This is a genomic window from Silanimonas sp., from assembly GCF_027531545.1.
Classification (GTDB): domain Bacteria; phylum Pseudomonadota; class Gammaproteobacteria; order Xanthomonadales; family Xanthomonadaceae; genus Silanimonas.
The window spans coordinates 357,766-384,682 of record NZ_JAPZSC010000006.1 but is presented as its reverse complement, the minus strand read 5'-3'; the positions used below and the strand labels follow the sequence as shown (position 1 = coordinate 384,682).

The following is a 26,917-nucleotide window of genomic DNA, read 5'->3' as shown; positions in this document are numbered from 1 at the left end:
GTATCCCTCCACCAACGACAGGGTTCCGTCCATGCGTCGCCAGTCCGGCTTCACCCTCATCGAGCTCGTCATCGTCATCGTCGTGCTGGGCATCCTGGCGGCGTTGGCTGTGCCCCGCTTCATTTCGTTGCAGCGCGAGGCACGGATTGCCGTCATCGATTCCCTTTTCAACTCGGTGCGCTCGGGTTCGAACATTATCTACGCCAAGTCGGCGGCCATCGGTGAATCCGACAACGCGACCGATTCCGTGGATATCGACGGCACCGGCCCCGGTGATGTCATCGGCACCAATTTCGGTTACCCGCAGGCCGAACAGGCCGATCTCGGACTGCTGTTCGACAACCTCTCGCTCCGCTACAACTTTACGGGTGGCGGCGCTGCGGGTGGGTCCACCGTATCGATCCGCCTCGACGGCATCACCACCTGTTCTGTGACGTACGTGTCTCCCAACGCGGCGGGCATTTCGCCTACGATCACGCGTGATATCACCGGCTGCTGAGCCTGGAGCATTCCATGAAGAACCAGAGTGGCTTCACCCTGATTGAACTCGTCATCGTCATTGTGCTCCTCGGCGTGCTCGCGGCGATCGCGGTCCCGCGCTTCGTCAACCTTGAGGACGACGCGCAGGAGGCGGCCCTGACCGCTTCAGCGTCCGCGATCACCTCGGCGATGAACATCAACTACGCCGGCTGCGCTGTGAATAACCACAATGCAGCGGACGCGGACTGCGAGCCGGTGGACAGCTGCGCTGACGCTTCGCTTGTCGTCAACGGCGGCCTCGGCAACTTCCAAGTGGTCGCCGACACGGCGATCGCGGCGAACAACGGCAGCACGCTGACGACCTGCGAGTTGCGTCGTACCGGCACCACCACGCCGACCCGCACGTTCACCGCGGTCCGCGCGGGCACCTGATCGCGTTCCGCCCCCGGCTGAACGCGTCCGAGCACGGGGGCGGCAGGGTGACCTGCCGCCCTTTGTCGTTCAGGGCCGAAGCCTGACCGCATGAAGCGCATCCTGCCCCCCCGCCCAAGCCAAGCCGGCTTCACGCTGGTGGAGCTGGTGATCGTCATCGTCATCCTTGGCGCCTTGGCCGTGGTGGTGTTGCCTCGGCTGGGCGAAGGCAGCTTCCGCAGCGCGGCATTCGCAGAACAGGTGGCGACCGCCTTCCGCTACGGGCAGCGCCTGGCCGTCGCGACCGGTTGCGAGATCCAGGTCGAAGTCAGCAGCGCGACCAGCAGCTATGCGGTGCGTCGGCGCAGCGACGGGACGGACACGAGTTGCGGAACCGCGGGCGGATTCTCTTTGGACGTGCCGAACCCCGGCGGCTCTGGCGCCTTCAGCGGCACGGCGACCGCGGGTGTCACCGTGACGCAGGGCCTCGTCATCACATTCAACGCGCAGGGACTGCCGAGTCCGAACGGCGGAACGGCGATCGTCGGCGGGCGCAGCATCATCGTGGAGGCGGACACCGGCCATGTGCGCTGATCGCCAACGCGGTTTCACCCTGCTCGAACTGGTGGTGACCCTCGTCATCCTTGGCGTCGCCTTCGCCGCGATCGCCGGCCTCGTCGGCACGCTCGGCGGCGGCAGCGCATCACCGGTGCTGCAGACGCAGGCGCTGTACATCGCCGAGGGCTATCTCGAGGAAGCGATGCTAAAGGCTTACGCCGACCCCGAAAATGACGCGCCGAATTGCGCGGCCAGCCGCGACCTGTGGGATGACATCGGGGATTACGCCTGCCTTGCCACCGAGGCATCGCCGACCGATTCCGCCGGCGTGGCCATTGCGGGGCTTTCGCGCTACCGGGTGACGATGGACGTCGGCAATGCCGCGACGGTGGGCGGCGCCACGACCCGGCGGGTGGAAGTGCGGGTCACGAACATCGATGGCGATTTCGACGTTCGCCTCGCGGCCTTGAAGGCACAGTACTGACATGCGGACCCGCCTCGCCGCCGGATTCAGCCTGATCGAACTGGTCGTCGTGATCGTTCTGATCGGCGTGCTCGCGACGGTGTCGGTGGCGCTGATCCGCCAGCCCATCGATGCCAGCGCCGACGTGCAGCGTCGTGCGCGGTTGGCTGATGCGGCCGACCAGGCCATGGCGCGCATCAGCCGCGACCTGCGGCTCGCTTTGCCGAACAGCATCCGCACCAGCGTCGACGGGCGGGCGATCGAGATGCTGGTCGCGCCGATGGCGGGGCGCTATCGAGGGAGGCTCCGGGGCACGCCAACGGCCGAAGGCGTGGGCGACGTACTCGATTTCGCCTCGGCGGACGCCTCGTTCGACCTGTTGGCGCCGCTGCCGGCGGTACCAGCCGCGGGCCAGTGGGCCGTGGTCTACAACCTGACGGCCAATGGCACGCAGGCCAACGCCTGGGCCGGTGACAATCGCGCGACGATTGGCAGCGGCAGCACGACCACGCGCATCAACCTCGCGGCGCCTTTCCAGTTCCCCTTCCCATCCCCCTCGCAGCGCGTCTACGTGGTCGACCAGGCGGTGCAATACCGCTGCGCCAGTGATGGGCAGCTGCGCCGACACGCGGGCTATGCGCCCGCGACGACCATGGTGGTCCCGCCCGTTGGCGGCTCGGCCCTGCTGGCGGAAGGCGTGAGCCTGTGCAGCTTCCGCTTCGAGGCGGGCAATGCGAGCCGACAGGGCCTCGCCGCGCTGTCCCTGGCCATCACCCGCGACGGTGAATCGGTGAACCTCCTCAAGTCCGTCCACTTGCCGAACCTCCCATGAGAGCCGCACGCCACCAACGGGGTTTCAGCCTGGTCGCCGCGGTCTTCGTGATCGCGATCGCGCTGCTGATCGTGTTGGCGGCGGTGCTGACGCTGAGTGCGCGCAATCGCAGCACCGTGCAGGCGCTCGACGCCAGTCGCGCGCTGTTCGCGGCGCAGAGCGGCGTGGACATCGCCATCGCCCGCAGCCTCGGCAGCGGCTGTGGCGCATTTCCACTCACCGTCGACATCGAAGGCTTCGCCGTCGCATTGAGCTGCACCGAGACGGCAGTCGACGAAGCGCCCGACACCTACCGCATCTACACGCTGACGGCCGTCGCCCAGCGCGGCAGCTTCGCCTCGAACACCTTCATTTCCCGGCGCGTGCGCGCCACGGTGACGGAATGATCCGACACTTCGTCCGAATCGCCCTGGTGGCCCTCGCACTGTTGGCCAGCGTCCCGGCGTTCGCGCAGATTTCGACCCGGGCCACCTCGCAGGGGGGCGTCGCGACCGGCACGCTGAGCCTTCCCAAGCCCGCGGGCACCAACACCGGCGACGTGCTCGTCGCCGCGGTGACGGTGGTTCCGGCCCTGGTGACCGTCAATACGCCGACGGGTTGGGTCCTGCAGTTCAGCGACAGCGCCAGCGCCAATGCGCGCCTCGCGGTGTTCACGCGCGTCGTGCCGGCAGGAGACAGTGCCGTCACCACCTACGCCTTCACCTTCAGGTCTTCTTTTTTTTTGGTCCACTCGGGCGCCGCGGGCGGCATCGTTGGCTTCATCGGCGTCGACAACACCGTGCCGGTCGACGTGTCGGCCCGCCAGGCCACGGCGGCGGCTTTCGCCCACGCGGCACCGTCCGTGACCACGACGGCACGCGGTGACGTGTTGGTGGCGGCGTTCGCCATGCCGGGCTCGACCGACAACTGGTTCCCGCCGAGTGGCATGGTCGAAGCCGTGGACGCAACGTCGAGCGCGGTGCAGCCCTCGACGAACGGCGTCTCGCTGACGATGGCGGTCGAATCGCGCCCGGTGCCCGGCGCGACCGGCACCCGCACCGCCATCGCCGACAGCAATGGTTTGGTGGCCGCCGCCGGCCGCACGGCGAGCATCGCGTTGCGCCCCGCGCTGGCACCGGCGGTCTCGCGCTACCGCATCGAGCACGACGGCAACGCGAACTCCTGCGCGGCCGAGACGGTCACCATCCGGGCCTGCGCCACGGCCGACTGCAGTTCTCTGTCCAGTGCCGGGGCCACCGGCACGCTGTCCGCCGGCGGCAATTCGGTGCCTTTCAGCATCCCGGTGGGGCAGACCAGCACCTCGGTGTCGATGCTCGTGCCCACCACCAGCGGCCCTCCCGATCCGGAAGCCGTGCGCTTCGCGATCAGCGCGGTGTCGCCGGCCCCGGCGCTGGTGACTTCGTGTCGCAACGGCGTGGGGACGGTCGACAGTGCGGGCGCATGCGACATCAGTGTGTCGGAATCGGGCTTCGTCATCAGCGTGCCTGACCATGTGTCGGACACCCCGCAGACAGCCACCATCAGCGCGGTGCAGCGCTCCAACAACAACACCTGCACGCCGCTGTTCGCCAACGTGACGCGCAGCGTGGGTTTCTGGGCCACGTACCTCAACCCCGCCTCCGGTACGCGAAGCGTGAACCTCGGCGGCAGCAATCTGGTGACCGCTTCGCCCGGCACCGCGCTGTCGCTGGCATTCAACGCCAGCGGCGTGGCGACGACGAGCCTGCGCTACGCCGACGTCGGGCAGATGCAGTTGCAGGCCCGCTATGTCGGCAGCAGCGCCACCGGGGATGCCGGCCTCACGGTCACGGGCGTCGGCAGCACCGGCACGTTCATCGCCAAGCCGGCGCGCTTCCTGCTGACGATCCCGGGCCACAACGCGAGCGTCGCGGTGCCTGGGGACGCCACGCGACCGGTGTTCGGCGTGGCGGGCGTGCCGTTCAACGTCTCGGTCGAAGCGCAGAACGCATCGAATGTCGCGACGCCCAACTTCGGCCGCGAGAGCACGGCGGAGGGTGTCGCCTTCGACGCGATCCTGACGTCTCCGGTCGGTGGCGTCCTGCCGGAGCCTCCCGCGCCGTCGGTCACCATCGCGAGTGGCCTCAGCACATGGACGAACGGCGCCTCAAGCGGCACGCTGCGCTTCGACGAGGTGGGCGTCATCACGCTGCGCCCGCGGCTGGCGAGCCGGCCTTACCTCAACTACAGCCCGTCGTCCGATGACAACGTCGTGGGCGCCGATGTCGATCGGGTGGGGCGCTTCCGTCCCGCGCGCCTCGCTGTCGTGCCGAACACGCCGGTGCTGGCCAACGCCTGCGCAGCGGGCACCTTCGGCTATGTCGGCCAGGACTTCGGGTTCAGCACGCTGCCGGAGCTGACGGTGAGCGGCGTCAACGCGCTGGGCAACACCACCCGCAACTACGTCAACGGTAGCGGGGCGGCCAACGCGTACTGGCGCTATGCCGGAACGCTGGCCAACCGCAGCTACACCAGCGCCGTTTCCCCCGCGACGGCGGCGACGCTCTCGCGTACCACCAACGGCGGTGCGGCCATTGTCAGCGACAACACGGCGGCGCCCTTCGATGGCACCGGCAGGGTCAGCATCAACGGCGATCGCCTCACCTGGGCCAAGCCCGCCACCCCCGAGGGCCCGTTCACGCCGCGAATGTCGCTTGCGCTGACGGCGTCCGATCTGACGGACAGCGACGGCGTGTGCTTCGACACGTCGGCGCTCGATGGCTGCGATCCGCTGACGATCACGGGCTTCACCGGCCCGCTCGGCAGCCAGCAGCGCTGGGGCCGCGTCGCGGTGACGAATGCTTTCGGCCCCGAGGTGATCGACCTCCAGGTGCCGATGCGCGCGGAATTCTTCAACGGTACGGCCTTCGTGGCGAACACGGACGACTTCTGCACGGGCGTGACGCTGGCGCCCCTGGTGGATGCGAACGCTGGTGACACGCTGCTGCCGTCGGAAACCTGCGTGCAGGACAGCGGTAGTCCCGGGGCGAGCGGTCAGGGCTGCAGCGTGGCCGGGCCGGTGGCGAGGCGCTACTCGCTGACGCCGCCCACCGGCAATGGCGGCAATTTCACGCTGTGGCTTCGCGCTCCGGGCGCAGGCAACGTCGGCATCCTCGACCTGACGCCCACCGTGCCTGCATGGCTGCAGTTCAACTGGCGGGGCACGGGCAGCACGGCCCCGACGGCGCGGATCGGCTTCGGCGTGTATCAGGGCGATCGTCGCGCCATTCACGAGCGCGAGGTGTACTGATTCAGGGCGGGTAGCGCACGTCGACGACGATGAAGCGCACCGGCCCGGCCGGCAGGGCGGCTTCGAACTCGTCGTCGATGCGCTTCTTCAGCGCGGCCCGCGCCAGCGGGGAATCGATGCTGATCCAGCCCTTGGCCGCATCGATCTCGTCCGGGCCGACGATGCGGTAGGTGCTTTCCGCGCCGGTGTCCTCGCGCTCGACGGTGAGCCACGCGCCAAAGAACACCGCCTGCGGATCGGCGGGGTGGGCCTCGACGACCTTGAGCACCTCGATCCGCTTCGACAGGTAGCGCACCCGGCGATCGATCTCGCCGAGCTGCTTCTTGCGATAGGTGTACTCGGCGTTCTCGGAGCGGTCGCCCTCCGCCGCGGCCGCGGCGAGGGCCTTGACCACCTCGGGCCGCCGAATTCGCCACAGATCGTCGAGCTCGGCCTTCAATCGCTCGAAGCCCTCGCGCGTGATCAGTGCGGTCGAGGGCCATTGCGGCGGACGCCAGCGTGACACGGACGGGTGATCGGACGCCGGCTCAGCCCGCCGGCGTGTAGGTCAGCGCGGCACCCGGGCCCAGCGGCCAGCCCATGAAGATCCACAGCGCGAACAGGCAGGACCAGCCGATGAAGAAGGTGATGGAGTAGGGGATCATCGTCGCGACGACGGTGCCGATGCCCGCCTTCGGCTCGTAACGCTGCAGGAAAGCGATGATCAGGGCGAAGTAGCTCATCATCGGCGAGATGATGTTGGTGACCGAATCGCCGACGCGGTAGGCCGTTTGCGTTACTTCGGGCGAGTAGCCCAGCAGCATGAACATCGGTACGAACACCGGCGCCATCAGCGCCCACTTCGCCGAGGCCGATCCCATCGCAAGGTTCACCGTGGCGGTGAGCAGGATGAAGCCGAGCAGCAGCGGGATCTTGGGCAGGCCCAGCGCCTTGAGCAGTTCCGCGCCTTCGACGGCGAAGATCAGTCCCAGCTGGGTCCAGTTGAACAGGGCGACGAACTGCGCCGCGAAGAACACCAGCACGAGGTAGCTCGCCAGGGTGCCCATGGAGGCCGACATGCCCTTGATGACGTCGTTGTCGCTCTTGATCGTGCCGGCGCCGACGCCGTAGGCGATGCCGATCAGGGCGCCAGCGACGAAGATCAGGGCGACGATGCCGTGCAGGAAGGGCGAGAGGGCCTTCAGCAGGTCGGGCTCGCCGGCGATGCGCAGCGCGCCGTCGGCCGGCACGGTGGCCAGCAGCACGAGGCCGGTCAGGACAAGGGTGGCGATGCCGGCGTACACGAGGCCGCGCTTCTCGGCGGCGGACAGGGGTTCGATCGTCTCGTCGCCTTTGCCGTAGGCGCCGTCGGGGAAGCGGCGGGCGACGATCTTCTCGGTGACGAACCAGCCGAGCAGGGTGATCACTGGGGTCGACACCTGCATGAAGAACAGGTTCGCGGCAGGACTGACCGTATACGTTGGATCGACGATGCGGGCGGCTTCCTGCGAGAGGCCGGAAAGCAGCGGGTCGATCGTGCCAAGCAGCAGGTTGGCCGAGTAGCCGCCCGACACGCCGGCGAACGCGGCGGCAATGCCGAGGATCGGATGGCGCCCCGCGGCCACGTAGAGCAGGCCGGCCAAGGGCACCAGCAGCACGTAGCCGATCTCGCTGGCCATGTTCGACATCACGCCGGCGAACACCACGATGGGCGTCAGCAGGAAGCGCGGGGCGTTCAGCACGACGATGCGCAGGCAGGCGCCGATGAAGCCGCTGTGCTCGGCCACGCCGATGCCGATCAGGGCCACCAGGACGGTGCCGAGCGGGGCGAAGCTGGTGAAGTTGGTGACGAGGCCGCCCATGATCTGCTGCAGGCCGTCGACGCTGAGCAGGTTGACCGGCACCACCGGCTCGCCGGTCTTCGGGTGCGCGACGCTCAAGTCGAACTGCGCGGCGATCGCGCTGGCGATGACCACGAAGACGGTGAGCAGGAAGAACAGCGTGGCCGGGTGCGGCAGCAGGTTGCCGGCGCGCTCGACGATGGCGAGGAAGCGGTCGACGGCGGTGCGCGGCGCCGCGGCGGGAAGGGCGTCGGAGGCGGACATCGGAAGGGGTTTCAGGAGGAAGAGCCCGATTGTGCCGGAGGCCGTGGACCCTGTGCGCTTCGCGCGGCGTCCGCAAGGCGCTGGAGCCCGGCGCGCTCGGCCGCGGCGATGACCGGTGGCCAGTCCTCGACGTCAAGTGGTGTGAAGGATGGGTCAAGATCGAGGCACTCCTGCACCAGCGAGAGCGCACCCCGCGCATCGCCTTCGACGATCTTCTGGTGCAGCCATTGCCGCCCGTGCGCGAGCAGCGCGGGGTTGTCGCGGGCATCGCGCAACAGGCTGCGGTACTGCCGGTGCAGCGCTGCGGAGACGGCGCGCTCGCGGAGTTCCTCCTCGAGGGCGGTTCGCGCTTCGGCGGCCTTTCCTTCGGCCAGCATCGCCGTGATGCGGTCCTCCAGCCGATGGTCGCGGCTGAAGCGGAGCTTCTCCGGTTCTTCCGGACCCGATGGCGTGAAGCCCAGCGCATCGCGGTACTGGAACACCAGACGGCCACAGACGTGCGCTGCCATGAACAGCACCCACAACGCGATGGCCGTCGACACCATCGCGCCGAAGAACGGCGGCAGCACGCGGTCGAGCCAGGCCGCCCCGGTCAAGCCGAACCCAAGCCCGAGCCAAACGAGGACGATGGCGCCGAGGTAGGGCAGGCCCACGCGCGCCAGCACCTCGGCCCAGTACACCGGGTTGATCGCACGGCCGATGTTCTCGTCGATGGCGAGCGACATCGCGATCAAGGGCAGCACCGTGGCCATGAGCAGCCGCCACGCAGCCGGCCACGGCCCGGGCGCGAACATCGTCAGCGCCAGATGCACGACGGCAAAAGCGAGCAGCAGTGCGAGGAACGCGAACACCGCGCGGTCGCCGACATCGAGGCCGAACTGGGGCGGTTCGCGGTGGCCATGGGCGGAATCGCGCAGGACTTCCAACGCGTGCTTCGGCACTGCGAGGAGCAGGAACAACGACGCGAACGTGCCGATGACCGGGACGATCTGCACGCTGGCGATCATCGACAGCACGCCGATCACCATGCCGTTGCTGCCGAGCCACGGGTAGCGCACGACGTTCGCGGCGTCCCGCCAGTACGGCGGCTGGTCGGCAACGCCGCGGTCGTGAACCTGCCCGCGGGTGCGCCAATCCGGATTCATCGGCGGCCGCCCAGCAAGCCCCCGAGCAGGCCGCGAAGCAGCGAGCGGCCCAACTGGTTGCCGACCGTGCGCGCCGCCGATTTCGTCATCGCTTCAACGGCGCCCTGGCGACGGCCCGTGCCCCAGAGGAAGTCATTGAGGCGGCTGCTGGGTTTGGCCTCGGTCGCAGTGCCGCCGCTGTCGCGTGTCGGTGCCGGCGGACCGGCATCCCGGCCTGCTTCCGGTGCTGCTTGCGCCGCGCGGCGTTCGAGCATTTCCGAGGCCGAGTCGCGGTCCAGCGAGGTGTCGTACTTGCCCGCGAGGCCGCTCTGCGCGCGCAGCGCCGCGCGCTCGTCGGGGGTGATCGCACCGAGACGGCAACCGGGCGGCGCCATCAGGGTGCGTTCGACCATCGATGGCTGGCCGCCGCCCTGCAGGGTCGAGACCAGCGCTTCGCCAACGCCCAGTTCGGAGATCGCACGGGCCGTGTCGAGGGCCGGATTGGGCACGAAGGTTTCGGCGGCGACGCGCACGGCCTTCTGGTCACGCGGGGTGAAGGCGCGCAGCGCGTGTTGGATGCGATGGCCCAGCTGGGCCAGCACGACGTCCGGAATGTCCGAAGGGCTCTGCGTGCAGAAGTACACGCCCACGCCCTTCGAGCGGATCAGGCGCACGACTTGCTCGATGCGCTGCTGCAGCGAGGGCGGGCAGTCGGCAAACAGCAGGTGGGCCTCGTCGAAGACGAACACCAGCTTCGGCTTGTCGAGATCGCCCACCTCGGGGAGGGTTTCGAAAAGCTCGGATAGCAGCCACAGCAGGAAACTCGCGTAAAGGCGCGGCTTCAGCACCAGGGTCTCGGCGGCGATCACGTTCACCGTGCCGCGGCCGTCGGGGGCCGTGCGCATCAGGTCGCCGAGCTGCAGTGCCGGTTCGCCGAGCAGGCTGCGCGCGCCCTCCTGCTCGAACTTCAGCAGCGCACGCTGCAGCGCGGCGAGGCTTTGCGACGAGACGAGGCCATAGGTCTTCGAAACGACGTCGCGGTTCTCGCCGATGAAGCCGAGCAAGGCGCGCAGGTCGTCCATGTCGAGTAGCAGCAGCCCTTCCGCATCGGCCAGCGCGAAAGCGATGTCGAGCACGCCGCCCTGCGCTTCGGAGAGCTGGAGGATCCGCGAGAGCAGGGTCGGGCCGATCTCACTCACCGTCGTGCGCAGCGGATGGCCGTTCACGCCGAAAAGGTCCCAGAACGCGACGGGCAGCGCAGCGAAGCCGAAATCCGCCAGCTTCAGGGCGTCCAGGCGCGCCTGCAGCTTCGGGTTCATCGCGCCGGCCATGCCGAGTCCTGCGACATCGCCCTTCACGTCCGCGATCACCACCGGCACGCCAGCCTTGCTGAAGCCTTCGACGAGGCGAAGCACCGAGACGGTCTTGCCCGTGCCCGTCGCGCCGGCGATCAAGCCGTGGCGATTGCCGAACTTCAGCGGCAGCGTGATGGGGCGGTCTTCGGCATGGCCGAGCAGGAGGGCATCGGGGGCTGGCGTCGTCACGGTTCCGTTCCGCAGAGGGTGCGGCGCGAGTGTAACGGTCGCTGTCGCGCCGTCGGATTCCGGTTGAGCGGGGGGCGGGGCGCCGGTAGGCTGCAAAGCCTGTTTTCGACCGTTCCTGCGAGTGTCCATGCGTCGTTTCCTGCGTTGTGTCCCGGGGCTCCCGTCCGCCTTGGCGGTGGTGGCCTTGGCCTGTGTCCCTGCGGTGATGGCGGCGCCGTCGTCGGCCGATCCCGGCACCGAGGGGGAGCAGGAGTCGCTGTACGCGGATTTCGAGGCGGCGGCGAAGGCCTACCGCGACGGCGTGGCGCAGGCGGCCGGCGGCGAGCGTCGCCCGGGCAAGCGTGCGGCGCAGCGCGCCATGGATCGGATGTTCGACCTGGTGGAGCAATGCCGGCGCATCGAAGGCTGCGAGGCCGAACGCCTGGTGTCGCGCTTCGATGCGTTGTTCGGCGCGCGCACGCGCGTGGCGGGCGAGGGCGATGACGAGGCCGAGGCGGATCCGGCGGAAGCGACGGCCGCGAATCCGGCCGAGGGTTCGCCGGTCATCGAGGCCTTCCCGAATGCCGCCGACACGTTGAACCAGCTCAACGGCCGCGATCTCCGCGAGCTGATCGTGCAGAACGAAGCCGTGCGCGCGGCCATGGCCGAGTGGCTCACGGCGCTGCGCCCGCAGCTGATCAACGCGCACGAGCAGTACCAGTACATGCGCTTCCTGATGTGGCCGGAGTACGAGCGGGCGGGCCTGCCGGAAGCGCTGCTGTTCGCCATCATGGCCCGTGAATCCGGCGGCCGCGTCCATGCGATTTCCCCCGCGGGTGCGGCGGGACTGATGCAGTTCATGCCGGCCACAGGGCGGCGTTTCGGCCTCGGCTGGCAGGACGGCTACGACACGCGCTTCGAGCCGCAGCTGGCCTCGCGCGCCAGCACGCAATACCTCAACGAGCGTTTCGCCGAGTTGGGGCACAACCTCGAGTTGGCCCTCGCGGCCTACAACGGCGGCGAAGGCCGGGTGGGCCGTTTGGCGCGGCAGAACCCCGGCAAGTCGTTCTGGGACCCAGCGGTCTACAACGCGCTGCCGAAGGAAACCCGCGACTACGTGCCCTACATCCTCTCGGCGGCGTGGCTGTTCCTGCACCCGGAGGACTACGGCCTCGAATTCCCGTCGGTGAACGGTGCGGCCACCGTGCTGGCCTTGAAGCAGCCGGCGTCGATCAACCAGCTCACCATCTGCATCGGCAACGGCGAATCGCGCTACGGCTACTTCCGCGCGCTCCGCAACCTCAACCCGCGCTGGCTGCCGGAAACCGTGCTGCCCGCCGGCACTGAACTCCGCGTGCCGGTGGCGGTGATGCCGCTGTACGACGCCGGCTGTGTGAATGGTCCGCGTGCCGAGCAGGCGTTGGCCCTCGTGAATGCTCGCAAGCCCGGGGCCGGGCCTGTGCCGCGGGCGGCGGTGGCCGCAGGCTCGCGCTACACGGTGCGCCGTGGCGACACGCTCAGCGCTATTGCGCGCCGGCATGGCTGCAGCGCGCAGACCGTCGCCCGCGTGAACGCGCTGCGCTCGCCTTACGCGTTGCGTCCGGGCCAGCGCCTCAGCCTCTCCGGCTGCCGCGGCTGATGTCACTGCGCCGCGCGCCGCTGCTCGTGCTGCTCGGCGCTGCGGCCTTCTCCGCCGCGATGCCGGCCAGCGCGCTGCAGTGCGGCTCGCGCGTGGTCGACCGTGGCGCTCTGGACGTGCAGGTCCTCTCGCGCTGTGGCAACCCCTACTGGCGCGCGCCACGCGGCGAGTTACTCATCCGCGGCGAGGGTGGCCTGATCGAGCAGCGCGTCGAACGCCGCATCGAGGATTGGTACCACAACTTCGGGCCCAGTCGCCTCACGGTGCGCCTGCGCTTCGTCGACGGTGTGCTGGAGGCCGAGGAGACCTTGGGCTACGGCCAGCCCGGTGTGGGCGGACGCTGCACGGCCACGGCCTTGCAGCGCGGATTGAGCGAAGGGGAGCTGGTGCTTCGCTGCGGCGCCCCGTTGCGCCGGCGGACGACCTATGCGGACCAGATCCTCCGCGATGGTTTCGGCCAGGCCCGCGTCCAGCCGAGGCCGCGCGAGGAATGGTGGTTCCGGCGCGATGATTCGCGCTTCCTCGCCCGGGTGATGCTCAGCGACGGCCGGGTGGAATCGGTGGAATCGGTGCGGCCATGAGTGCGTGGCGCACCCTCGGCTTGTTCATCGGCGTGGCGGCCTGCCTCTACGCGGCCCTGGTCGCCCTGATGTACAGCAAGCAGCGCAGCCTGCTGTTCTATCCGCAATTGACGCGCAATCCGCCGCTGGCGCCGGAGTTCCAGTTCGAGACCAGCGGCGCGACGCTCCGCGGCTGGGTGGTGAACCCGGGCCAGCCGCGGGCCTTGCTGTATTTCGGTGGCAATGGCGAGGACATCTCCCTGAGCCGCGACGACGTCGCGACCTGGGCGCCGGACCACAGCGTCTACCTCGTGTCCTATCGGGGCTACGGGCACAGCAGTGGCGAACCCAGCGAGGCCGCATTGGCTGCCGACGCCATCGCGCTGTTCGACCACGTGTCGCGCTCGCATGCGGCGGTCGATGTGTTCGGTCGCAGCCTCGGCAGCGGCGTTGCCGTGCACGTGGCCGCGGCGCGCCCGGTGCGTCGGCTTGCCCTGGTCACGCCGTTCGACAGCGTGCTGCGCGTGGGGCAGGGGCATTACCCGTGGGTGCCGCTGGCGTGGCTGCTCAAGGATCCGTTCGAGAGTTGGCGCCGCGCACCGAATCTGGTAATGCCGACTTTCGTCGTCATCGCGGGGCAGGACGATGTCACGCCGCCCGCCCGTGCGGATGCGCTCATCGCCGCCATGCCCCGGACCCCCGAGGTGCTTCGCCTCGCCCAGGCGCAGCACAGCAACGTGCAGGTGTTCCCCGAGTACGACGCATCGTTGCGTCGCTTCTTCGCCGCGGATTGAGGCGATGGCCGCGTCGGCCCGGCGCCCCATGCGTGCGGCTCTCGGAGGCCTCGGCATGCTGTGGGCGCTGCCCCTGAGTGCACCGATGCTGTTGCTGGGCCTCATGGCCTGGCCGTTCGGCGCGCGGTTTTCGACCGTCGGGCCCATGCTGGTGGTGACGCGGTTTCCGTTCGGGCCGATGGGCGCGCTCGCGCTGGGGCAGGTGGTGCTGAGCCGCCTGCCGACGCTCGATCTCCGCGTGCCGAGCTACCGGGCCCGCGATGCCGCGCGTCGCGATTCGCCGGCGCCGTTCCGGACGGAGCGCGTGCATCTCGGCCGCCACGAGCTGGCGCATGTGCGGCAGGCGCTGGTGCTGGGGCCGCTGTTCCCCTTCGTTTACCTGATCTCGGGTGGCGTCAGTGCCCGCAACCGCTTCGAGCGCGCGGCCGATCGCTATGCGCGAAGTGGGCGGGGCTGGTGGCCGGAATGGTGACGGCGTCTCGCAAACGGCATCGCGGTCGGGCTATGGTTCGACGCACACCGCATCGACCCGACGCCACATGTTGATCGCCCTCGCCGGTTTGCCCGGCGCCGGAAAATCCACGCTTGCGAAAGGCCTGCAGGCGCGCCTTCATGCCGAGATCGTCTCGCGCGACACGATCCGCATGGCCGAATTCCCCGAGTGGGACGATCGCGCTGCGAAGCGGGCGGCTTTCGAGATCGTGCGTCTCGATGTCAGCCTGCTGCTGCGCACCGGGGCCAAGGTGGTCGTTGACGGTGCCACGCTGGCGACCCGCAGTGAGCGCCATGAATTGCACGAACTGGCGGCGTCGCTGGGCGCGCCTTTCGTGCTGCTCTGGCTCGACCTGCCGGCCGAAGTGGCGGCGGAACGCATCGCCACCGACCGCCACGATGCGCCGCGCGACCGGCAGCCGTGCCTGGCGCATGCCGTCGCGGGGCGATTCGAGCCCCCGGTGGGCGAGCACGGCGTCGTGCATCTCGATGCGACGGTGCCGGCGACTGCGCTGCTGCAGGCAGCACTGCGCGCCATTCATGGCGACGTCTGAGTTTGTCGGCCGGAAAACGATGAACCCCGCGCGCGGCGGGGTTCGTCGTTGGATGTGGTGCCGGGCGTGGGACTCGAACCCACACGCTTTTAAGGGCGGCGGATTTTGAGTCCGCTGCGTCTACCGATTCCGCCAGCCCGGCAGGGCACAGGAAGTATAGCCGCTCAGGCCTCGAGGAAGTCGCGTACCGCCGGGCCGAACCGTCCGAGATCGACCAGGAAGGCGTCGTGGCCCTGCGGCGAGGGCAGGGGCAGGAAGCGGCTGTCGACGCCACCCGCGCGGAAGCCCTCGGCGATCTGTTCCTGCTGCTGCAGCGGAAACAGGATGTCGGTGTGCACGCCGATGGCGAGGGACTTCTCAAGCCGCACCGTCGCCAGCGCGGCGATGACCTTGGCGTCCTCGTCGGCCCCATCGCCGCGCGAGGCGCCGGGTGCGTAGTCGGCGGCGTCGAACCAGTCCATCGAGCGCGAGAGGTAGAGGTAGGCGTTCGGGTCGAACTGACGCACGAAGCGCTGGGCGTGGCCCTCGAGGTAGCGCTCCACCTCGAACTCCGGGCCGAAGGGATCGTCCTCGCGGCACTCGGCGTCGAATTTCACGCGGCCGAAGCGGCCGTCCCATTCCATCGCCGAGCGGTAGGTGACCACGCCGAGCTTGCGCGCCATGCGCATGCCGCTCTCGGGGTAGTTCGCTTCGGTGTACTGGCCGTCCGCCCAACGCGGGTCGAGGCGAATGGCCTCGCGCTGCAGCGAGCGGATCGCGATGGAGAAGGGCAGCGAGCGGGCGCTGCCGCTGATGTTGACGTGGCGGCGCGCAATGCCCGGATGGCGAAGGAGCAGGGCCAGCGCACTCATGCCGCCCATGGAGTTGCCGATGAGCGTGTCGAGGCGCGTGATGCCCAGCGCGCGAACGAGGTGCGCCGCGGCATCGGCGCCGTCCTCGACGCTCAGGTCGGGAAAGCGCAGGCGGTAAAGCTCGCCGTCGTCCGGATGCACGGAGGCCGCTCCCGTCGAGCCCTTGCAGCTGCCCAGCGGGTTCACGCAGATGACGAACCAGCGGTTGGTATCGATGGCCTTGCCCGGGCCGAGCATGCCCTCCCACCATCCTTCCGCGGCGTTGCCGCCGTTGCTCGCGGCATGGGCATTCGGTGACAGGCCCGGCAGGATCAGCACGGCGTTGTCACGCCCGGCGTTCAGTTCGCCCCAGGTCTCGAAAGCGAGCCGCGCACCGAGCAGCGCGCCGCCGCGCTTCATCGGGAAGGGCGAGGGCAGCGCGATGAATCGTGTGCCGAGGGGAATGAATTCGGTCATTCGGGAGAGGACGCGCCGGGGCCGCCCAGCTTACGGTCCGAAGGTCGGCGCGCGTGCGGCGTCGGTGGGGGCGTCGCTCGGCGCCAGCGACAGCGAGATCGGCGCGGCTTGCGCCAGCTCGACCACGACGGCGGGGGCGACGAGGTCGCCGGCCTCCGGTTGCACCGAGCCCGAGCGCGCGAAACGGGCCGAGACCTCGACGCGCGATGTGGCGGAAAGCGTGGCCGTGGGCATCAGCCGGTCGGCGTCGCTGAGCGTGATCGTGATTGGCAGGCGCGCGGCGGGCACGCGACGTGCCGCCACTGGCGGGCCGGCGGCGTCGGCGTTGCGGGCGAACACGAACAGCACGGCCTGTGGCGGCAGCGCCGCGAGGGCAGAAGCCTCAGCGCTGATCGTCACGGTGATCGTGCCGGGCGTGCCCGGTGCGGGTTCGCTCGTCGCCGGGGCGTCCGTCGGGGCGCTCGCTTCGGCGGGCGCGCTCGCGCGCGCAGCGCTGGCCGCGGCGATCAAGGCCGGGTCCATCGGCGGCAAACCGGCGGCTTCGCGGGCACCCCCGATCTGCTCGACCAAGGCCTCGGCCGTCGCCGCGTCCACCATCGGCAGCAATGCTTCCCAGCGCGCCACCGCGCCGGCGCCGTCGCCGGCTTGTAGCGCGGCGATGCCGCGGAACCACAGTGCACGCTGGTGGTTTGGCACCTTCGCGAGCGCTTCGTCGAGAAGCGCCGTGCCCTCCACGCCGAAGGCGCGCTCGGCATTCGACAGCGAGATCGCTTCCGCCGTTTCCACGAGCAGATCGGGCTCGTGCGGCGCGATCGCCTTCGCTTTGCGGAAGGCCGCTGCCGCCGCTGCGAAGTGCGGCATGGCGGCGTCGAAATCGCCGGCGGAGGCGGTCTCGCGGCCCTGGTTCTTGCGCGTGCGGCCGAGCAGCACCCAGCCTTCGAGGCTGTCCGGTTCGCGCTCAAGGCGGCGTTCGAGTTGGACGACGGCCTGTTCGATCGATTCCGGCACGGCGCGATTCGACGGGTCGAGCGCATCCGGCGTGCCGAAGCCGGCGTACAACGCGGCGGCGCCGAGTGGCACCGCGATTAGCAGGGCGAGCGCGCTGCGGCGCGCACCGCTCCACAGCGTCGGCAACACGAAGGCGAGGGCGAGGGCGACCAGCGCGATGGCGCCGAGGAGGAAAGCGAGCATCAGCGGGTCACCATTCCTGGCGGTCTTCGGCGGGCGGAGCGGCGGGCGCGCCGGTGTTCTGGCGGCGGACGATCGAGACCACCACGCCGGCGCCGACGAGCAGAAGCAGAGCCGGGCCGAACCACAGCGCCCAGGTCACCGGCTTCACTTCCGGGCGATAGAGGATGAAATCGCCGTAGCGCGCCTGAAAGAACGCGCTGATCTCGGCATCGCTCTTGCCTTCGCGGATGAGCGCGAGCACCTGGCGGCGCATGTCGTCGGCGACGCCGGCAGGCGAGTCGGCCAAGGACTGGTTCTGGCACATCACGCAGCGCAGCTCTTTGGCGATCGCGCGGTAGCGGGCTTCTTCCTCCGGGCTCTGGAAGTCCTTCGGATGGAGCGCAGCGACGGTGCCTGCGAGCAGCAGCGCGAGCGCGACAACGACGTGGCGTAGCGTTTTCATCCTTCGCTCTCCAGCGTGGCCAGTAGCGGCCACAGCTGCGTTTCGACCACTTCAGGCGTCACTGGGCCGACGTGCTTCCAGCGCACGATGCCCTTCGCATCCACCAGGAAGGTCTCGGGCGCGCCGTAGATGCCCCAGTCGATCGCGGCGGCGCCCTCGACGTCGGCGATGATCCGATGGAAGGGATTGCCGAACTGCTGCAGCCAGCGCGCGGCGTCTTCCGGTGCGTCCTTGTAGTTGTAGCCAACGACATGCAGGCGACCGCTGTTCGCGATGTCGGTGATCACCGGATGCTCGACCCGGCAGCTGGCGCACCAGCTCGCCCAGATGTTGACGAGATAAGGCTTGCCGAGCAGATCAGCCTTGCGGACGGTCGTCGCCGGCGCGTTGAAATCCGGCAGCGCGAAGTCCGGCGCCGGTTGGCCGATCAGCGGCGAATCGATGTCGGTCTGCGACTTGCCGGCATTCATGATCACGCCCGCGCCGAGCAGCAAGGCGAGCGCGAGGAAGAGGCCCAAGGGCAGCCAGCGGCCCATCACAGCGCCTCGGCCGGTGCCGTGGCGGCCGGCGCGTTCACCGGCTTGCGGAAGCGGCGGTCGAAGGCGACGACGAAACCACCGATGGCCATCATCAGCGCGCCGAACCAAATCCAGCGGATGTAGGGCTTCACGTACAGGCGCACGGCCCATTCGGTCTTCTCTGCATCGAGCGGATCACCGAGCGCCACGTAGACGTCGCGGAACAAGCCGGCTTCGTAGTAGGCCTCGGTCATCATCTGGCCGGACACCGGGTAGAAGCGCTTTTCGGGGCGCAGCGTGGCGATCAGCTCACCGTCCTTGAACAGCCGCACCGTGCCGACGTCGGCGTCGAAGTTCGGGCCCTTCTCCGGCGCGACGCCGTCGAAGGCGAAGGTGTACTCGCGCACCTCGAAGCTCATGCCCGGCTTGGCCGCGACGTCGCGCTCGATCATCGTGCTTTCCAGAACCAGCACGCCGATCACGAACACGCCGATGCCCGCATGCGCCAGCACCATGCCGGCCATCTCGGCGGTGAGTTTCTGGCGCTGGGTCTTCAGGCGCCGCCACAGGAACACCGCGGTTCCGGCGATCACCCACAGGCCGCCGCCGATGCCCGCCGCAGTCTTGAACGTGCCCTCCGGCCAGGTGAAGAACACAAGGAACATCGCCACCAGGCCCAGCACCAGCCACGGGGCCATCATCCGCCCCACGGCACCGGCATCCTCCCGACCCCAGCGCGTCACCGGGCCGAAGGGCACCAGCAGCACGACCGGCGCCATCAATAGCGTGAACAGCAGGCCGAAGTAGGGCGGGCCGACCGAGATCTGGCCGAGCTTCAGGGCATCGACGAGCAGTGGGAACAAGGTGCCAAGGAGCACCATCGCCGCCGAGGCGGTGAGCAGCAGATTGTTCACCAGCAGCAGCGTCTCGCGCGAACTGCCGGCGAAGGGCTGCGCTGTGTCCGCCTTTGGCGCGCGCTTCGCGTACAGCGCCAGCGAGCCGCCGACCACCACCAGCAGGAAACCGAGGATGTAGAGGCCGCGCTCGGGATCGCTGGCGAAGGCGTGCACCGACGTCAGCACGCCGGAGCGCACGAGGAAGGTGCCGAGGAGCGACAACGAGAACGCGGCGATGGCGAGCAGCAGGGTCCAGCCATGGAAGCTGCCGCGCTTTTCCGACACGGCCTGCGAGTGCAGCAGGGCGGTGCCGACCAGCCACGGCATGAAGCTGGCGTTCTCGACCGGGTCCCAGAACCACCAGCCGCCCCAGCCCAGTTCGTAGTAGGCCCAGTAGCTGCCGAGGCCGATGCCCAGCGTCAGGAAGGCCCAGGCCACGTTCGTCCACGGTCGCGACCACCGCACCCACTGGGCGTCCAAGCGCCCGTCCAGCAGGGCGGCGACCGCGAAGGCGAAAGCCACAGCGAAGCCCACGTAACCAATGTATAGGAGCGGCGGATGGAAGATCAGGCCCGGGTCCTGGAGCAGCGGGTTCAGGTCACGCCCCTCGGTCGCGGCCGGCAACAGGCGCTCGAACGGATTGGAGGTGAAGGCGGTGAAACTGAGGAAGCCCACCGCGATCAGACCCATCACCGCGAGCACACGGGCGATCACCGGCAGCGGCAGCGAGCGCGAGAACCGCGCCACGGCGGCGATCCAGATGGCGAGGATCAGCACCCAGAGCAGCAGCGAGCCTTCGTGCCCGCCCCACACGGCGCTGATCTGGTACATCATCGGCAGCTTGATGTGCGAGTTGTTCGCAACGTAGGCCACCGACAGGTCGTGGTCGATGAAGGCCCAGGTCAGGATCGCGTACGAGATGGCGATCAGCGCCAGTTGGCCGTAGGCGAGCGGGCGCGCGAGGCTCATCCACGCGACATTGCCCTTCTGGGCGCCGGCGAGCGGCAGCGCGGCCAGCGCGACCGCCAGCAAGAGGGCCAGCAGCAGGGCGAGGTTGCCGAGTTCGGGCAGCATCAGTAGGTGCCGCCCGAGGTCGTCGCTTCGGCCGGCGGTGCCGCAGCGTCCGGCGGCGTGTCGCCATCAGCGGGCGCATCGGCGGCGGCCTTTGCCTCGCCCTGTTCCTGCGCCGCGGCAATGGCGTCCGCTACTTCCTTCGGCATGTACTGCTCGTCGTGCTTGGCCAGCACCTCGTCGGCCACCAGCTGGCCGTCGCGGATGCGGCCCGTGGCGATCACGCTGGTCCCTTCGCGGAACATGTCCGGGAGGATGCCGTCGTAGACCACCGGGTAGTTGTTGAACCGGTCAGTGACCTCGAAGGCGACGCGCAGCGAGCCCGTCTCGCGCTTTACGCTGCCTTCTAGCAGCACGCCTCCGAGTCGGAAACGCGCATCTTCCGGCACCTTCCCCTCGCGCACGGCGGTCGGGGAGTGCAGGAAGGTGACGTTGCGCTGCAGGGCCCAGACGATGAGCCCGCCACCGACAGCAGCGGCAAGCAGGACCAGCAGGGCCATCCAGAGGCGGCGTTGGCGGGTGGGGTTCATGGGGACTCGGTCTTCGAAGCGGAGGCGCGGCGTTCGCGCAGCAGGATGCCGCGCAGCAGCGATTTGAACTTGATGCGTGGCAAGAGCGCGTCGGCAACCAGGATCACAAGGGCGATCGCATAGGCCGCGGCGACGAACCAGCCGTGAAGATGCTCCATCAGCGCGCCTCCATGGCCAGGGCCTTTGCCCACGGCTGGGCGGACTCGTTCTCGAGGTTCAGCACGCGGGCCCGCTGCAGCAGGGATCCGACGAACCAGAACTTCGTGGCCAGCGTGGTGAGGATCAGCGGCCACAGCATCGAGGCGTGCATCTGCGATTCGCCGCGGGTCAGGTTGATGGTGTCGCCCTGGTGCAGGCTGTTCCACCAGTCCACGGAGAAATGCACGATCGGCACGTTGATCACGCCGATGAGTGCAAGGAAGCATGCGGCACGCGCCGCGGCCCGGCGGTCCTCGATCGCGTTGTGCAGGGCGATCACGCCGATGTAGAGGAAGAACATCACCAGCATCGAGGTGAGGCGCGGGTCCCACTCCCACCACGTGCCCCAGGTGGGGCGGCCCCATATCGAGCCGGTGATCAGCGTAATGGCCGCAAAGGCGGCGCCGACGGGCGCCGCGGCGACGGCGAGGGTCTCGCAGGCCTTGATGCGCCAGACCAGGGCGATGAAGGCCTGCACCGCCATGGCGACGAAGATGAACATCGCCGACCATGCCGCCGGCACGTGGATGTAGAGGATGCGGAAGCTGTCGCCCTGCTTGTAGTCGGTCGGCACCGCGAACAGCGCGCCGTAGAGACCCGGCAGCAGCAGGGCGACGGCCGCCGCGAAACACCACGGGACCCAGCGTGCACAGAAGCGGTCGAAATTGGGCGGCGAGCCGGTGCGATGGAACCAGAGCAGCAGGGCATTCATGTGTGCGCGATCCGAAGGGCTGCCGCCGCGGCAAGTGGCGCGAGCACGAGCGCCAACACCAGCGCCCCGGCCAGCAGCAGCAGGGCGCCGAGCGCGTCGTAGCCCTCGGCCGCGGCCGCAACGCTGCCTGCACCGAAGACGAGCACCGGCACATAAAGCGGCAGGGCGAGCAGGGGCAGCAGGATACCAGAGCGCTTCACCCCGACCGTGAGCGCCGCGACCACGGCACCGATCAGGCTCAGCAGGGGCGTGCCGAGCGCGAGCGAGGCCATCAGGATGGGCAGCAGCGACATCGGCAACTGCAGCATCGAGGCCAGCAGCGGTGCGACGAGCAGCAGGGGTAGGGCGGTCGTCAGCCAGTGCACCAACACGCGAACGCCGACGAGCAGGACCAATGGCGCTGGCGAAAGCAGCAACTGCTCCAGCCCGCCGTCCTCCGTATCGGAACGGAACAGCGCATCGAGCCCGAGCAGCCCGGACAGCAGAACGCAGACCCACAGCACGCCGGCGGCGAGCGGCGCGAGCTTGCCGGGCTCGGCGCCCAGCGCGAGCGGGAACAGGCTGGCGGTCATCAGCGCGAACAGCAGGGGCTGCAGGGCATCCCCGCGACGGGCCCAGACGAGGCTGAGGTCACGGCGTAGCTGGGCGCGGGCCACCGCCGCCCAGCTCACCGGGGATGCCGGGAGTGATCCGCCGCTCATGCCCGGCCGCCATGGAGTTCGATCACGCGCACCCGGCCCGGCGGGGCTGCGTAGGCCCCGTGGGTGGTGATGAAGGCCGCGCCGCCCGCCGCCGTGTGGGCGCCGACCATGCGGTCGACCAGCGCGATGCCGTCGAGGTCGAGGTTCGCGTAGGGCTCGTCCATCAGCCAGAGCTTGCCGGGATGCAAGGAGAGGCGCGCCAACGCGAGGCGTTTGTTCTGCCCGGCGCTCATCCGCCCCGCGGGGCTGTCCTCGTAGCCGGCCAGGCCGACGGCGGCGAGTGCGGCTTCCAGATCGGCGTCGGTCCGCGGTCGGCCTTGCAGCGTGGCGGCGTATCGGAGGTTGTCGAGGCCGCCGAGCTCGGCCTTGTGGCCGAGCCGATGGCCGAGGTAGGCGCAGTGGCGGGCGAGGTGGTCGGTATCGACAGGGGCACCCAGCAGGGTCGCGCTGCCGCCGGTGGCTTCGAGCAAGCCGGCCAGCACCTTCAGAAGGGTGGTTTTCCCAGCGCCATTGCCGCCCCGGACCAGCACCGCTTCCCCGGCATCGACGTGAAGGTCGAGGGGCCCGAAGATCGGGTCCTGATTGCGGTGGTAGGTGAGGCCCCGCGCGACGAGCAGGGCCGCGGGCGCGGAATCCATCGGCGCGGATGCTAGCGGCCGCCGCGGTCGGGTGTCCACGACGAACGTGTCAGCCGATGGCCGCCTCGTGCGTTTCGGCACGGTGACCCAGTTGGCGGTCTGGAGGGCGGCGGCTCGCAATCATGGAATCATGTCAACGCGCCGCTACACTCAGGTTCGCTTCAGCCTCTGAATCATTTGCAGGACCCCCCATGCGTTTCCTTATCCTCGCCGCCGCGATCACCTTGGCGCTTCCCGCTGCCACGCCACTCGATGCCCGTAATGATCGCCCGCTACCCGCTTCCACGACGTCGCAAGCGGTGGGCCATCGTTCCTACATCGTCAGTTTCGACGAGCCGGCCGCCCCGCTGTTCCGCGGCTTCCAGGCCAAGGACGGTCGCCGTCCAGCCTTGGCGCCGGTGTCGATCGCGTTGACGGGCCAGCCGAAGTACGACCCCGAGCGCCCCGAGGCCGAGGCTTACCTCGCCTACATCGCCACCCTGCGCGAGCAGCGCCTTGAGGCGGCGTCGGCCACGCTCGGCCGCGCGCTGGAGCCCAGGTTCGTCTATGAGCACGCGCTCAACGGCGTTGCCCTCGACCTGACGCCCGCCGAGGCGGCGACGTTGGCCGGCATGCCCGGCATCCGCGCCGTAACCCCGGACTTCGAGCGCCGCACGATGACCGATCGCGGCCCGACCTGGATCAAGGCACCGTCCGTCTGGAGCGGCGCGACGGGTGTTGCGAGTCGCGGGGAGGGGGTGGTCGTCGGCGTGATCGATTCCGGCATCAATCCAACCCACGTGTCCTTCGCGGCCACAGCCAGCGGGTTCACCCACACCAATCCGAAAGGGGCCTTGCTCGGGTGGTGCGCGACGCCGGCGAATGCCGGTGTGTGCAACAACAAGCTGATCGGCGTCTATGACTTCGTCTCCGGGGGCGCGAGCGGGACCGCGGCATTCACGCCGGATCCGGATGGCCACGGGTCGCACGTCGCCGGCACGGCGGTCGGCAACCCCGTCACCACCACCATCGACGGCGCGCCGGTCAACCTGAGCGGCGTCGCGCCGCGCGCCAACCTGATCGCCTACCGCGGCTGCGGATCGACCGCTTCGGACCGGAACTGCGGCCCGAACTCGGGTAGCCAGCTGCTGGCCGCGATCAACCGCGCCGTCGCCGACCAGGTCGACGTCATCAACTATTCGATCGGCGGCCTGCCGTCGGACCCGTGGTTGACCGTCGGCGGCGCGGTGAATTCCGACGAGGAGGCCTTCTTGGCGGCGCGCGAGGCCGGCATCGTCGTGGCGGCTGCTGCCGGTAATGATGGCCCAGCCCCGGGCTCGCTGGGCTCGCCGGCCAACGCCCCTTGGGTGCTGGGAGTGGCGTCGGTCACTCATGATCGCGGTGGTGCCGGAGACCGCCTGGCCAGCACTAGCGCCCGGGGGCCGGTCACTCCGATGGGCGCGTTGAAGCCCGATCTCGCCGCGCCCGGCGTCGCGATCCGGGCCGCCGGCCGAACAGGCAACTCCCTCATCGAACTGAGCGGCACGTCGATGGCCACGCCGCATGTCGCGGGTGCTGCCGCCCTGATCGCGGGGGCACGCCCAAGCTGGAATGCCGACCAGATCGCTTCCGCCCTTGCCCTCACCGCGCGTGCCGCCAGCATCGTCGAGATCGCGAGTGGCGCCGCCACTACGCCGCATGACCGTGGCGCGGGGACGGTGGACGTCTCGCTGGCCGTCAACGCCTCGCTGGCCTTCACCGTGCCCGCTGGCGCCTTCCGTAGCGCCAGCGAGGGCGCGTCCTCCTCGTTGAACCTGCCGTCGCTCGCCGAAGCGAACTGCGTCGAGACCTGCACCTTTGCGCGCACGGTCTCGACCATGCCCGGCACGACCGGCGGGCAGTACCAGATCATCGCCTCTTTGCCCTCGTCGCTCGCCATGACCGCGACGCCAAGCACCTTCACGCTGGGGGCGGGTGGCTCGCAGGCGTTGTCATTCCGCTTCAGCACGACCGCCCAGAGCGCCTTGAACACCTGGGAGTACGGATCGGTGACCTTGCGCCGCGTTGGCGGCGGCACTCCCGATCTCGTCCTTCCCGTCGCGATCTACCTGTCCTCCGGCGCGGTGCCGGAGCTGCAAGTCCGGACGGTCAGCGGCGACCGCGGCTTCGTCGACTTCAACCTCGGCAATGTCATCAGCCTCGGCAACGCCCGCTTCTCCGCGACAGAACTGATCGTGCCGGTGTCTCGTCAGCAAGCGTTGTTGCAGGACACCAACAACGACGATCCCTACGACAACCTTTCGGATGGTGTGTTTTTCCAGAACGTGTCGATCAACTTCAGCGACGGCCGCTCGCATACGGTGAAGGTTAGCGTCACGCTCGCGCCGGCTTCGTCGCCGGCGGCACAGGACCTTGACCTCTACGTTGGCGTCGACGACGACGCCGACGGCCAGCCCGATAAGGGCGAGCAGCGCTGCAAGAGCCTCTCGCCGCGCGCGACCGAGACTTGTTCGATCACGGTGGAGCACAGCGGCAACAATGTGCCGAAGACCGTTTGGGGCCTCGTCCAGAACTGGACCGCCAGCGCCTCGGGCGCCAGCAACGCGGCGCTTCTGGAGATCGCCGCTATCGACAGCGTGCCCTCGGAGCGCCAGAAGGCGACCGGCCCGGGCAGCGTGCCGTTGAATGCCAACTTCACCGCGCGCCTTGTCTACGATGATCCGACCTTCCTAAACGGCCAGTCCCGCTTCGGCTTCCTGCTCGTCGATCGCGGCCCCGGCGTCAACGCGATCCGCGTGCCGTTCAAGCTCACGCGCAGTTCGGCCACGCCGTCGCCGTTCGCCCTGTCGGCGGGCGTCGATCGTCCGATGATGCTGCCGGCTGGTGCCGCTCAGGAGTACGCCTACATCGACGTGCCGGCCGGGGCGACCCAGCTCACCGTCACCACCACGAGCAGCGCCAACGTCGACCTGTACCTCGCCCGCGTCGCGCCAATCGTGCCGGACTCTGCCGTCCCGACGATCTCGGCGGCACCGGCGCGCAACGCCGCGAACGCCAGCGCGATGACGGCGAGCGGCAACGAGACGGTGACGGTGGCGAACCCGGCAGCGGGTCGCTGGTACCTGACCCCGGTCAACGCCTCGGGCGGCACCGCCAACCTCACGCTCCGCGCCAACATCACCGGCACGGCCCCGAGCATCCGGCCGGGCGGCTACTTCAATCCCGAGCGCAGCGGTCACGGGTTCTTCCTTTATCCGGCGGGCAGCCAGCTCGCGGGCCTCTGGTACACGTACTTCGCCGATGGCACCCCGACCTGGTACTACCTGCAGGGCGCTGCCCCGGGAGCGAACGGCTTCTGGTCCGGGCAGCTGTTCCGCAGCGCGTGGAACGGCAGTGCCAACACCCTCGTGCAAGTGGGCAGCGCGACCGTCAGCCCGACGGCCACGAACGAGTTCACCTTCTCGTACAACCTCGATGGTGAAACCGGCTCCGAGGCCTTCCGGAACTTCGGCGGCGGTTGCCCCACGCTCTCCGGCAGCCCGCTGAACGTGAGCTCGCACTGGTTCAACCCAGCGACGGCGGGCTCCGGCTACAGCGTGCAGATGTTCCCGAACTACGAGTTCTACACGGTGTTCGCTTACGACAGCCTCGGCATTCCGCGCTACCTCATTGCCGAACGCACCAGCTTCGGTGGCGCGACTGCGACCATGAACCTCGAGCAGATCAACGGTTTCTGCCCGCTCTGCATCCGAACCGGAACGCCGACGCGCAGCACTATCGGCTCGTTCTCGCGCAGCGTCTCGGGCGGCACGTTCTCGAACATCACCCTGAGCGGGGCGTTCGTCAACGGCGTGCAGGGAGCCTGGACGGCGAACGAACCGGTCAACGCCCTCGGCAGCCTCCAGGGGTGCACGCCCTGACGGCGCCCCTTCGGCTTCGGGTTTTTCCCGAC

General features: G+C 69.2%; 27 protein-coding genes and 1 tRNA gene. 13 read left to right on the top strand and 15 right to left on the bottom strand.

Features of this window, described 5'->3' with window-relative positions:
• The first annotated feature begins 31 nt into the window (after positions 1–31).
• The 7 genes from O9280_RS06035 (at position 32) to O9280_RS06005 (ending at position 6,012) form a co-directional block, all read left to right on the top strand.
• A complete protein-coding gene (locus tag O9280_RS06035; protein WP_298340153.1) occupies positions 32–499 on the top strand; it encodes a type II secretion system protein in 468 nt (155 codons plus the stop codon).
• Positions 500–513: 14 nt separating this feature from the next.
• Complete coding sequence (locus O9280_RS06030) at positions 514–912, top strand: type II secretion system protein (protein WP_298340150.1); 399 nt, start codon at positions 514–516, stop codon at positions 910–912.
• Between the two features lie 90 nt (positions 913–1,002).
• Positions 1,003–1,485, top strand: coding sequence for a prepilin-type N-terminal cleavage/methylation domain-containing protein (locus O9280_RS06025; protein WP_298340147.1), 483 nt, complete (start codon positions 1,003–1,005; stop codon positions 1,483–1,485).
• Positions 1,475–1,933, top strand: a complete 459-nt coding sequence (locus O9280_RS06020) for a type II secretion system protein (protein WP_298340144.1) — start codon at positions 1,475–1,477, stop codon at positions 1,931–1,933. Before O9280_RS06025 ends, O9280_RS06020 begins: the two co-directional genes overlap by 11 nt.
• A 1-nt stretch (position 1,934) precedes the next feature.
• The gene (locus O9280_RS06015; RefSeq protein ID WP_298340141.1) at positions 1,935–2,744 is read left to right on the top strand and encodes a prepilin-type N-terminal cleavage/methylation domain-containing protein; all 810 of its coding nucleotides are present in this window, start codon (positions 1,935–1,937) and stop codon (positions 2,742–2,744) included.
• Positions 2,741–3,130: a hypothetical protein gene (locus O9280_RS06010; protein ID WP_298340137.1), complete on the top strand. Its 390-nt coding sequence runs from the start codon at positions 2,741–2,743 to the stop codon at positions 3,128–3,130. Before O9280_RS06015 ends, O9280_RS06010 begins: the two co-directional genes overlap by 4 nt.
• Positions 3,127–6,012, top strand: coding sequence for a DUF6701 domain-containing protein (locus O9280_RS06005; protein ID WP_298340133.1), 2,886 nt, complete (start codon positions 3,127–3,129; stop codon positions 6,010–6,012). Before O9280_RS06010 ends, O9280_RS06005 begins: the two co-directional genes overlap by 4 nt.
• 1 nt (position 6,013) lies before the next feature.
• Here the strand turns inward: O9280_RS06005 and greB are convergent, their stop codons facing one another.
• The 4 genes from greB to O9280_RS05985 are packed head-to-tail and all read right to left on the bottom strand — an operon-like array spanning position 6,014 to position 10,737.
• Positions 6,014–6,517, bottom strand: a complete 504-nt coding sequence (gene greB / locus O9280_RS06000; protein ID WP_298340130.1) for a transcription elongation factor GreB — start codon at positions 6,515–6,517, stop codon at positions 6,014–6,016.
• 22 nt (positions 6,518–6,539) lie between these two features.
• Positions 6,540–8,096 carry an AbgT family transporter gene (locus O9280_RS05995; RefSeq protein ID WP_298340127.1) on the bottom strand — a complete coding sequence of 519 codons (1,557 nt, stop codon included), beginning with the start codon at positions 8,094–8,096 and terminating at the stop codon, positions 6,540–6,542.
• A gap of 11 nt (positions 8,097–8,107) precedes the next feature.
• On the bottom strand, positions 8,108–9,241 hold the full coding sequence (locus O9280_RS05990) for a hypothetical protein (RefSeq protein WP_298340124.1): 1,134 nt from the start codon (positions 9,239–9,241) through the stop codon (positions 8,108–8,110).
• A complete protein-coding gene (locus O9280_RS05985; protein WP_298340620.1) occupies positions 9,238–10,737 on the bottom strand; it encodes a helicase HerA-like domain-containing protein in 1,500 nt (499 codons plus the stop codon). The genes O9280_RS05990 and O9280_RS05985 overlap by 4 nt, the downstream gene beginning before the upstream one ends.
• Positions 10,738–10,891: 154 nt before the next feature.
• Here O9280_RS05985 and O9280_RS05980 point away from each other — a divergent pair, with 154 nt between their 5' ends.
• The 5 genes from O9280_RS05980 to O9280_RS05960 are packed head-to-tail and all read left to right on the top strand — an operon-like array spanning position 10,892 to position 14,782.
• Positions 10,892–12,382 (top strand): lytic transglycosylase domain-containing protein, encoded by a 1,491-nt coding sequence (locus O9280_RS05980; RefSeq protein WP_298340122.1) that lies wholly within the window; start codon positions 10,892–10,894, stop codon positions 12,380–12,382.
• Positions 12,382–12,963 (top strand): DUF2845 domain-containing protein, encoded by a 582-nt coding sequence (locus O9280_RS05975; protein ID WP_298340120.1) that lies wholly within the window; start codon positions 12,382–12,384, stop codon positions 12,961–12,963. Before O9280_RS05980 ends, O9280_RS05975 begins: the two co-directional genes overlap by 1 nt.
• Positions 12,960–13,736, top strand: coding sequence for an alpha/beta hydrolase (locus O9280_RS05970; RefSeq protein WP_298340117.1), 777 nt, complete (start codon positions 12,960–12,962; stop codon positions 13,734–13,736). The genes O9280_RS05975 and O9280_RS05970 overlap by 4 nt, the downstream gene beginning before the upstream one ends.
• 28 nt (positions 13,737–13,764) lie before the next feature.
• On the top strand, positions 13,765–14,208 hold the full coding sequence (locus O9280_RS05965) for a hypothetical protein (protein WP_298340114.1): 444 nt from the start codon (positions 13,765–13,767) through the stop codon (positions 14,206–14,208).
• Positions 14,171–14,782, top strand: a complete 612-nt coding sequence (locus O9280_RS05960) for an ATP-binding protein (protein ID WP_298340112.1) — start codon at positions 14,171–14,173, stop codon at positions 14,780–14,782. Before O9280_RS05965 ends, O9280_RS05960 begins: the two co-directional genes overlap by 38 nt.
• A gap of 55 nt (positions 14,783–14,837) precedes the next feature.
• Here the strand turns inward: O9280_RS05960 and O9280_RS05955 are convergent.
• The 11 genes from O9280_RS05955 to ccmA all read right to left on the bottom strand — a co-directional run bounded on the left by O9280_RS05955 (position 14,838) and on the right by ccmA (position 22,986).
• Positions 14,838–14,924: transfer RNA gene (locus tag O9280_RS05955), tRNA-Leu, on the bottom strand.
• Between the two features lie 22 nt (positions 14,925–14,946).
• Complete coding sequence (locus tag O9280_RS05950; protein ID WP_298340108.1) at positions 14,947–16,089, bottom strand: homoserine O-acetyltransferase; 1,143 nt, start codon at positions 16,087–16,089, stop codon at positions 14,947–14,949.
• 30 nt (positions 16,090–16,119) lie between these two features.
• A complete protein-coding gene (locus tag O9280_RS05945; protein ID WP_298340105.1) occupies positions 16,120–17,280 on the bottom strand; it encodes a cytochrome C biogenesis protein in 1,161 nt (386 codons plus the stop codon).
• A 7-nt stretch (positions 17,281–17,287) separates the two neighbouring features.
• On the bottom strand, positions 17,288–17,722 hold the full coding sequence (locus O9280_RS05940) for a cytochrome c-type biogenesis protein (protein WP_298340102.1): 435 nt from the start codon (positions 17,720–17,722) through the stop codon (positions 17,288–17,290).
• The gene (locus tag O9280_RS05935; protein ID WP_298340100.1) at positions 17,719–18,258 is read right to left on the bottom strand and encodes a DsbE family thiol:disulfide interchange protein; all 540 of its coding nucleotides are present in this window, start codon (positions 18,256–18,258) and stop codon (positions 17,719–17,721) included. Before O9280_RS05935 ends, O9280_RS05940 begins: the two co-directional genes overlap by 4 nt.
• Positions 18,258–20,210, bottom strand: coding sequence for a heme lyase CcmF/NrfE family subunit (locus O9280_RS05930; protein ID WP_298340097.1), 1,953 nt, complete (start codon positions 20,208–20,210; stop codon positions 18,258–18,260). Before O9280_RS05930 ends, O9280_RS05935 begins: the two co-directional genes overlap by 1 nt.
• A complete protein-coding gene (locus tag O9280_RS05925) occupies positions 20,210–20,737 on the bottom strand; it encodes a cytochrome c maturation protein CcmE (RefSeq protein WP_298340094.1) in 528 nt (175 codons plus the stop codon). Before O9280_RS05925 ends, O9280_RS05930 begins: the two co-directional genes overlap by 1 nt.
• The gene (locus O9280_RS05920; RefSeq protein ID WP_298340091.1) at positions 20,734–20,895 is read right to left on the bottom strand and encodes a heme exporter protein CcmD; all 162 of its coding nucleotides are present in this window, start codon (positions 20,893–20,895) and stop codon (positions 20,734–20,736) included. The genes O9280_RS05925 and O9280_RS05920 overlap by 4 nt, the downstream gene beginning before the upstream one ends.
• Positions 20,895–21,647, bottom strand: coding sequence for a heme ABC transporter permease CcmC (gene ccmC, locus O9280_RS05915; RefSeq protein ID WP_298340088.1), 753 nt, complete (start codon positions 21,645–21,647; stop codon positions 20,895–20,897). The genes O9280_RS05920 and ccmC overlap by 1 nt, the downstream gene beginning before the upstream one ends.
• Positions 21,644–22,348, bottom strand: a complete 705-nt coding sequence (gene ccmB, locus O9280_RS05910) for a heme exporter protein CcmB (RefSeq protein ID WP_298340085.1) — start codon at positions 22,346–22,348, stop codon at positions 21,644–21,646. The genes ccmC and ccmB overlap by 4 nt, the downstream gene beginning before the upstream one ends.
• Positions 22,345–22,986 (bottom strand): heme ABC exporter ATP-binding protein CcmA, encoded by a 642-nt coding sequence (gene ccmA / locus O9280_RS05905; RefSeq protein ID WP_298340082.1) that lies wholly within the window; start codon positions 22,984–22,986, stop codon positions 22,345–22,347. Before ccmA ends, ccmB begins: the two co-directional genes overlap by 4 nt.
• Positions 22,987–23,177: 191 nt before the next feature.
• Between ccmA and O9280_RS05900 the strand changes: the two genes are divergently transcribed.
• Positions 23,178–26,885: a S8 family serine peptidase gene (locus O9280_RS05900; RefSeq protein WP_298340079.1), complete on the top strand. Its 3,708-nt coding sequence runs from the start codon at positions 23,178–23,180 to the stop codon at positions 26,883–26,885.
• The last annotated feature ends 32 nt before the right edge of the window (positions 26,886–26,917 follow it).

Excerpts from the sequence above, each read along its gene's own strand:
- O9280_RS06035 (WP_298340153.1), top strand. The coding sequence starts at position 32 with ATGCGTCGCCAGTCCGGCTTCACCCTCATCGAGCTCGTCATCGTCATC.
- O9280_RS06030 (WP_298340150.1), top strand. The coding sequence starts at position 514 with ATGAAGAACCAGAGTGGCTTCACCCTGATTGAACTCGTCATCGTCATT.
- O9280_RS06025 (WP_298340147.1), top strand. The coding sequence starts at position 1,003 with ATGAAGCGCATCCTGCCCCCCCGCCCAAGCCAAGCCGGCTTCACGCTG.
- O9280_RS06020 (WP_298340144.1), top strand. The coding sequence starts at position 1,475 with ATGTGCGCTGATCGCCAACGCGGTTTCACCCTGCTCGAACTGGTGGTG.
- O9280_RS06015 (WP_298340141.1), top strand. The coding sequence starts at position 1,935 with ATGCGGACCCGCCTCGCCGCCGGATTCAGCCTGATCGAACTGGTCGTC.
- O9280_RS06010 (WP_298340137.1), top strand. The coding sequence starts at position 2,741 with ATGAGAGCCGCACGCCACCAACGGGGTTTCAGCCTGGTCGCCGCGGTC.
- O9280_RS06005 (WP_298340133.1), top strand. The coding sequence starts at position 3,127 with ATGATCCGACACTTCGTCCGAATCGCCCTGGTGGCCCTCGCACTGTTG.
- O9280_RS05995 (WP_298340127.1), bottom strand. The coding sequence starts at position 8,096 with ATGTCCGCCTCCGACGCCCTTCCCGCCGCGGCGCCGCGCACCGCCGTC.
- O9280_RS05990 (WP_298340124.1), bottom strand. The coding sequence starts at position 9,241 with ATGAATCCGGATTGGCGCACCCGCGGGCAGGTTCACGACCGCGGCGTT.
- O9280_RS05980 (WP_298340122.1), top strand. The coding sequence starts at position 10,892 with ATGCGTCGTTTCCTGCGTTGTGTCCCGGGGCTCCCGTCCGCCTTGGCG.
- O9280_RS05975 (WP_298340120.1), top strand. The coding sequence starts at position 12,382 with ATGTCACTGCGCCGCGCGCCGCTGCTCGTGCTGCTCGGCGCTGCGGCC.
- O9280_RS05970 (WP_298340117.1), top strand. The coding sequence starts at position 12,960 with ATGAGTGCGTGGCGCACCCTCGGCTTGTTCATCGGCGTGGCGGCCTGC.
- O9280_RS05965 (WP_298340114.1), top strand. The coding sequence starts at position 13,765 with ATGCGTGCGGCTCTCGGAGGCCTCGGCATGCTGTGGGCGCTGCCCCTG.
- O9280_RS05960 (WP_298340112.1), top strand. The coding sequence starts at position 14,171 with ATGCGCGAAGTGGGCGGGGCTGGTGGCCGGAATGGTGACGGCGTCTCG.
- O9280_RS05950 (WP_298340108.1), bottom strand. The coding sequence starts at position 16,089 with ATGACCGAATTCATTCCCCTCGGCACACGATTCATCGCGCTGCCCTCG.
- O9280_RS05945 (WP_298340105.1), bottom strand. The coding sequence starts at position 17,280 with ATGCTCGCTTTCCTCCTCGGCGCCATCGCGCTGGTCGCCCTCGCCCTC.
- O9280_RS05940 (WP_298340102.1), bottom strand. The coding sequence starts at position 17,722 with ATGAAAACGCTACGCCACGTCGTTGTCGCGCTCGCGCTGCTGCTCGCA.
- O9280_RS05935 (WP_298340100.1), bottom strand. The coding sequence starts at position 18,258 with ATGGGCCGCTGGCTGCCCTTGGGCCTCTTCCTCGCGCTCGCCTTGCTG.
- O9280_RS05930 (WP_298340097.1), bottom strand. The coding sequence starts at position 20,210 with ATGCTGCCCGAACTCGGCAACCTCGCCCTGCTGCTGGCCCTCTTGCTG.
- O9280_RS05925 (WP_298340094.1), bottom strand. The coding sequence starts at position 20,737 with ATGAACCCCACCCGCCAACGCCGCCTCTGGATGGCCCTGCTGGTCCTG.
- O9280_RS05920 (WP_298340091.1), bottom strand. The coding sequence starts at position 20,895 with ATGGAGCATCTTCACGGCTGGTTCGTCGCCGCGGCCTATGCGATCGCC.
- ccmC (WP_298340088.1), bottom strand. The coding sequence starts at position 21,647 with ATGAATGCCCTGCTGCTCTGGTTCCATCGCACCGGCTCGCCGCCCAAT.
- ccmB (WP_298340085.1), bottom strand. The coding sequence starts at position 22,348 with ATGAGCGGCGGATCACTCCCGGCATCCCCGGTGAGCTGGGCGGCGGTG.
- ccmA (WP_298340082.1), bottom strand. The coding sequence starts at position 22,986 with ATGGATTCCGCGCCCGCGGCCCTGCTCGTCGCGCGGGGCCTCACCTAC.
- O9280_RS05900 (WP_298340079.1), top strand. The coding sequence starts at position 23,178 with ATGCGTTTCCTTATCCTCGCCGCCGCGATCACCTTGGCGCTTCCCGCT.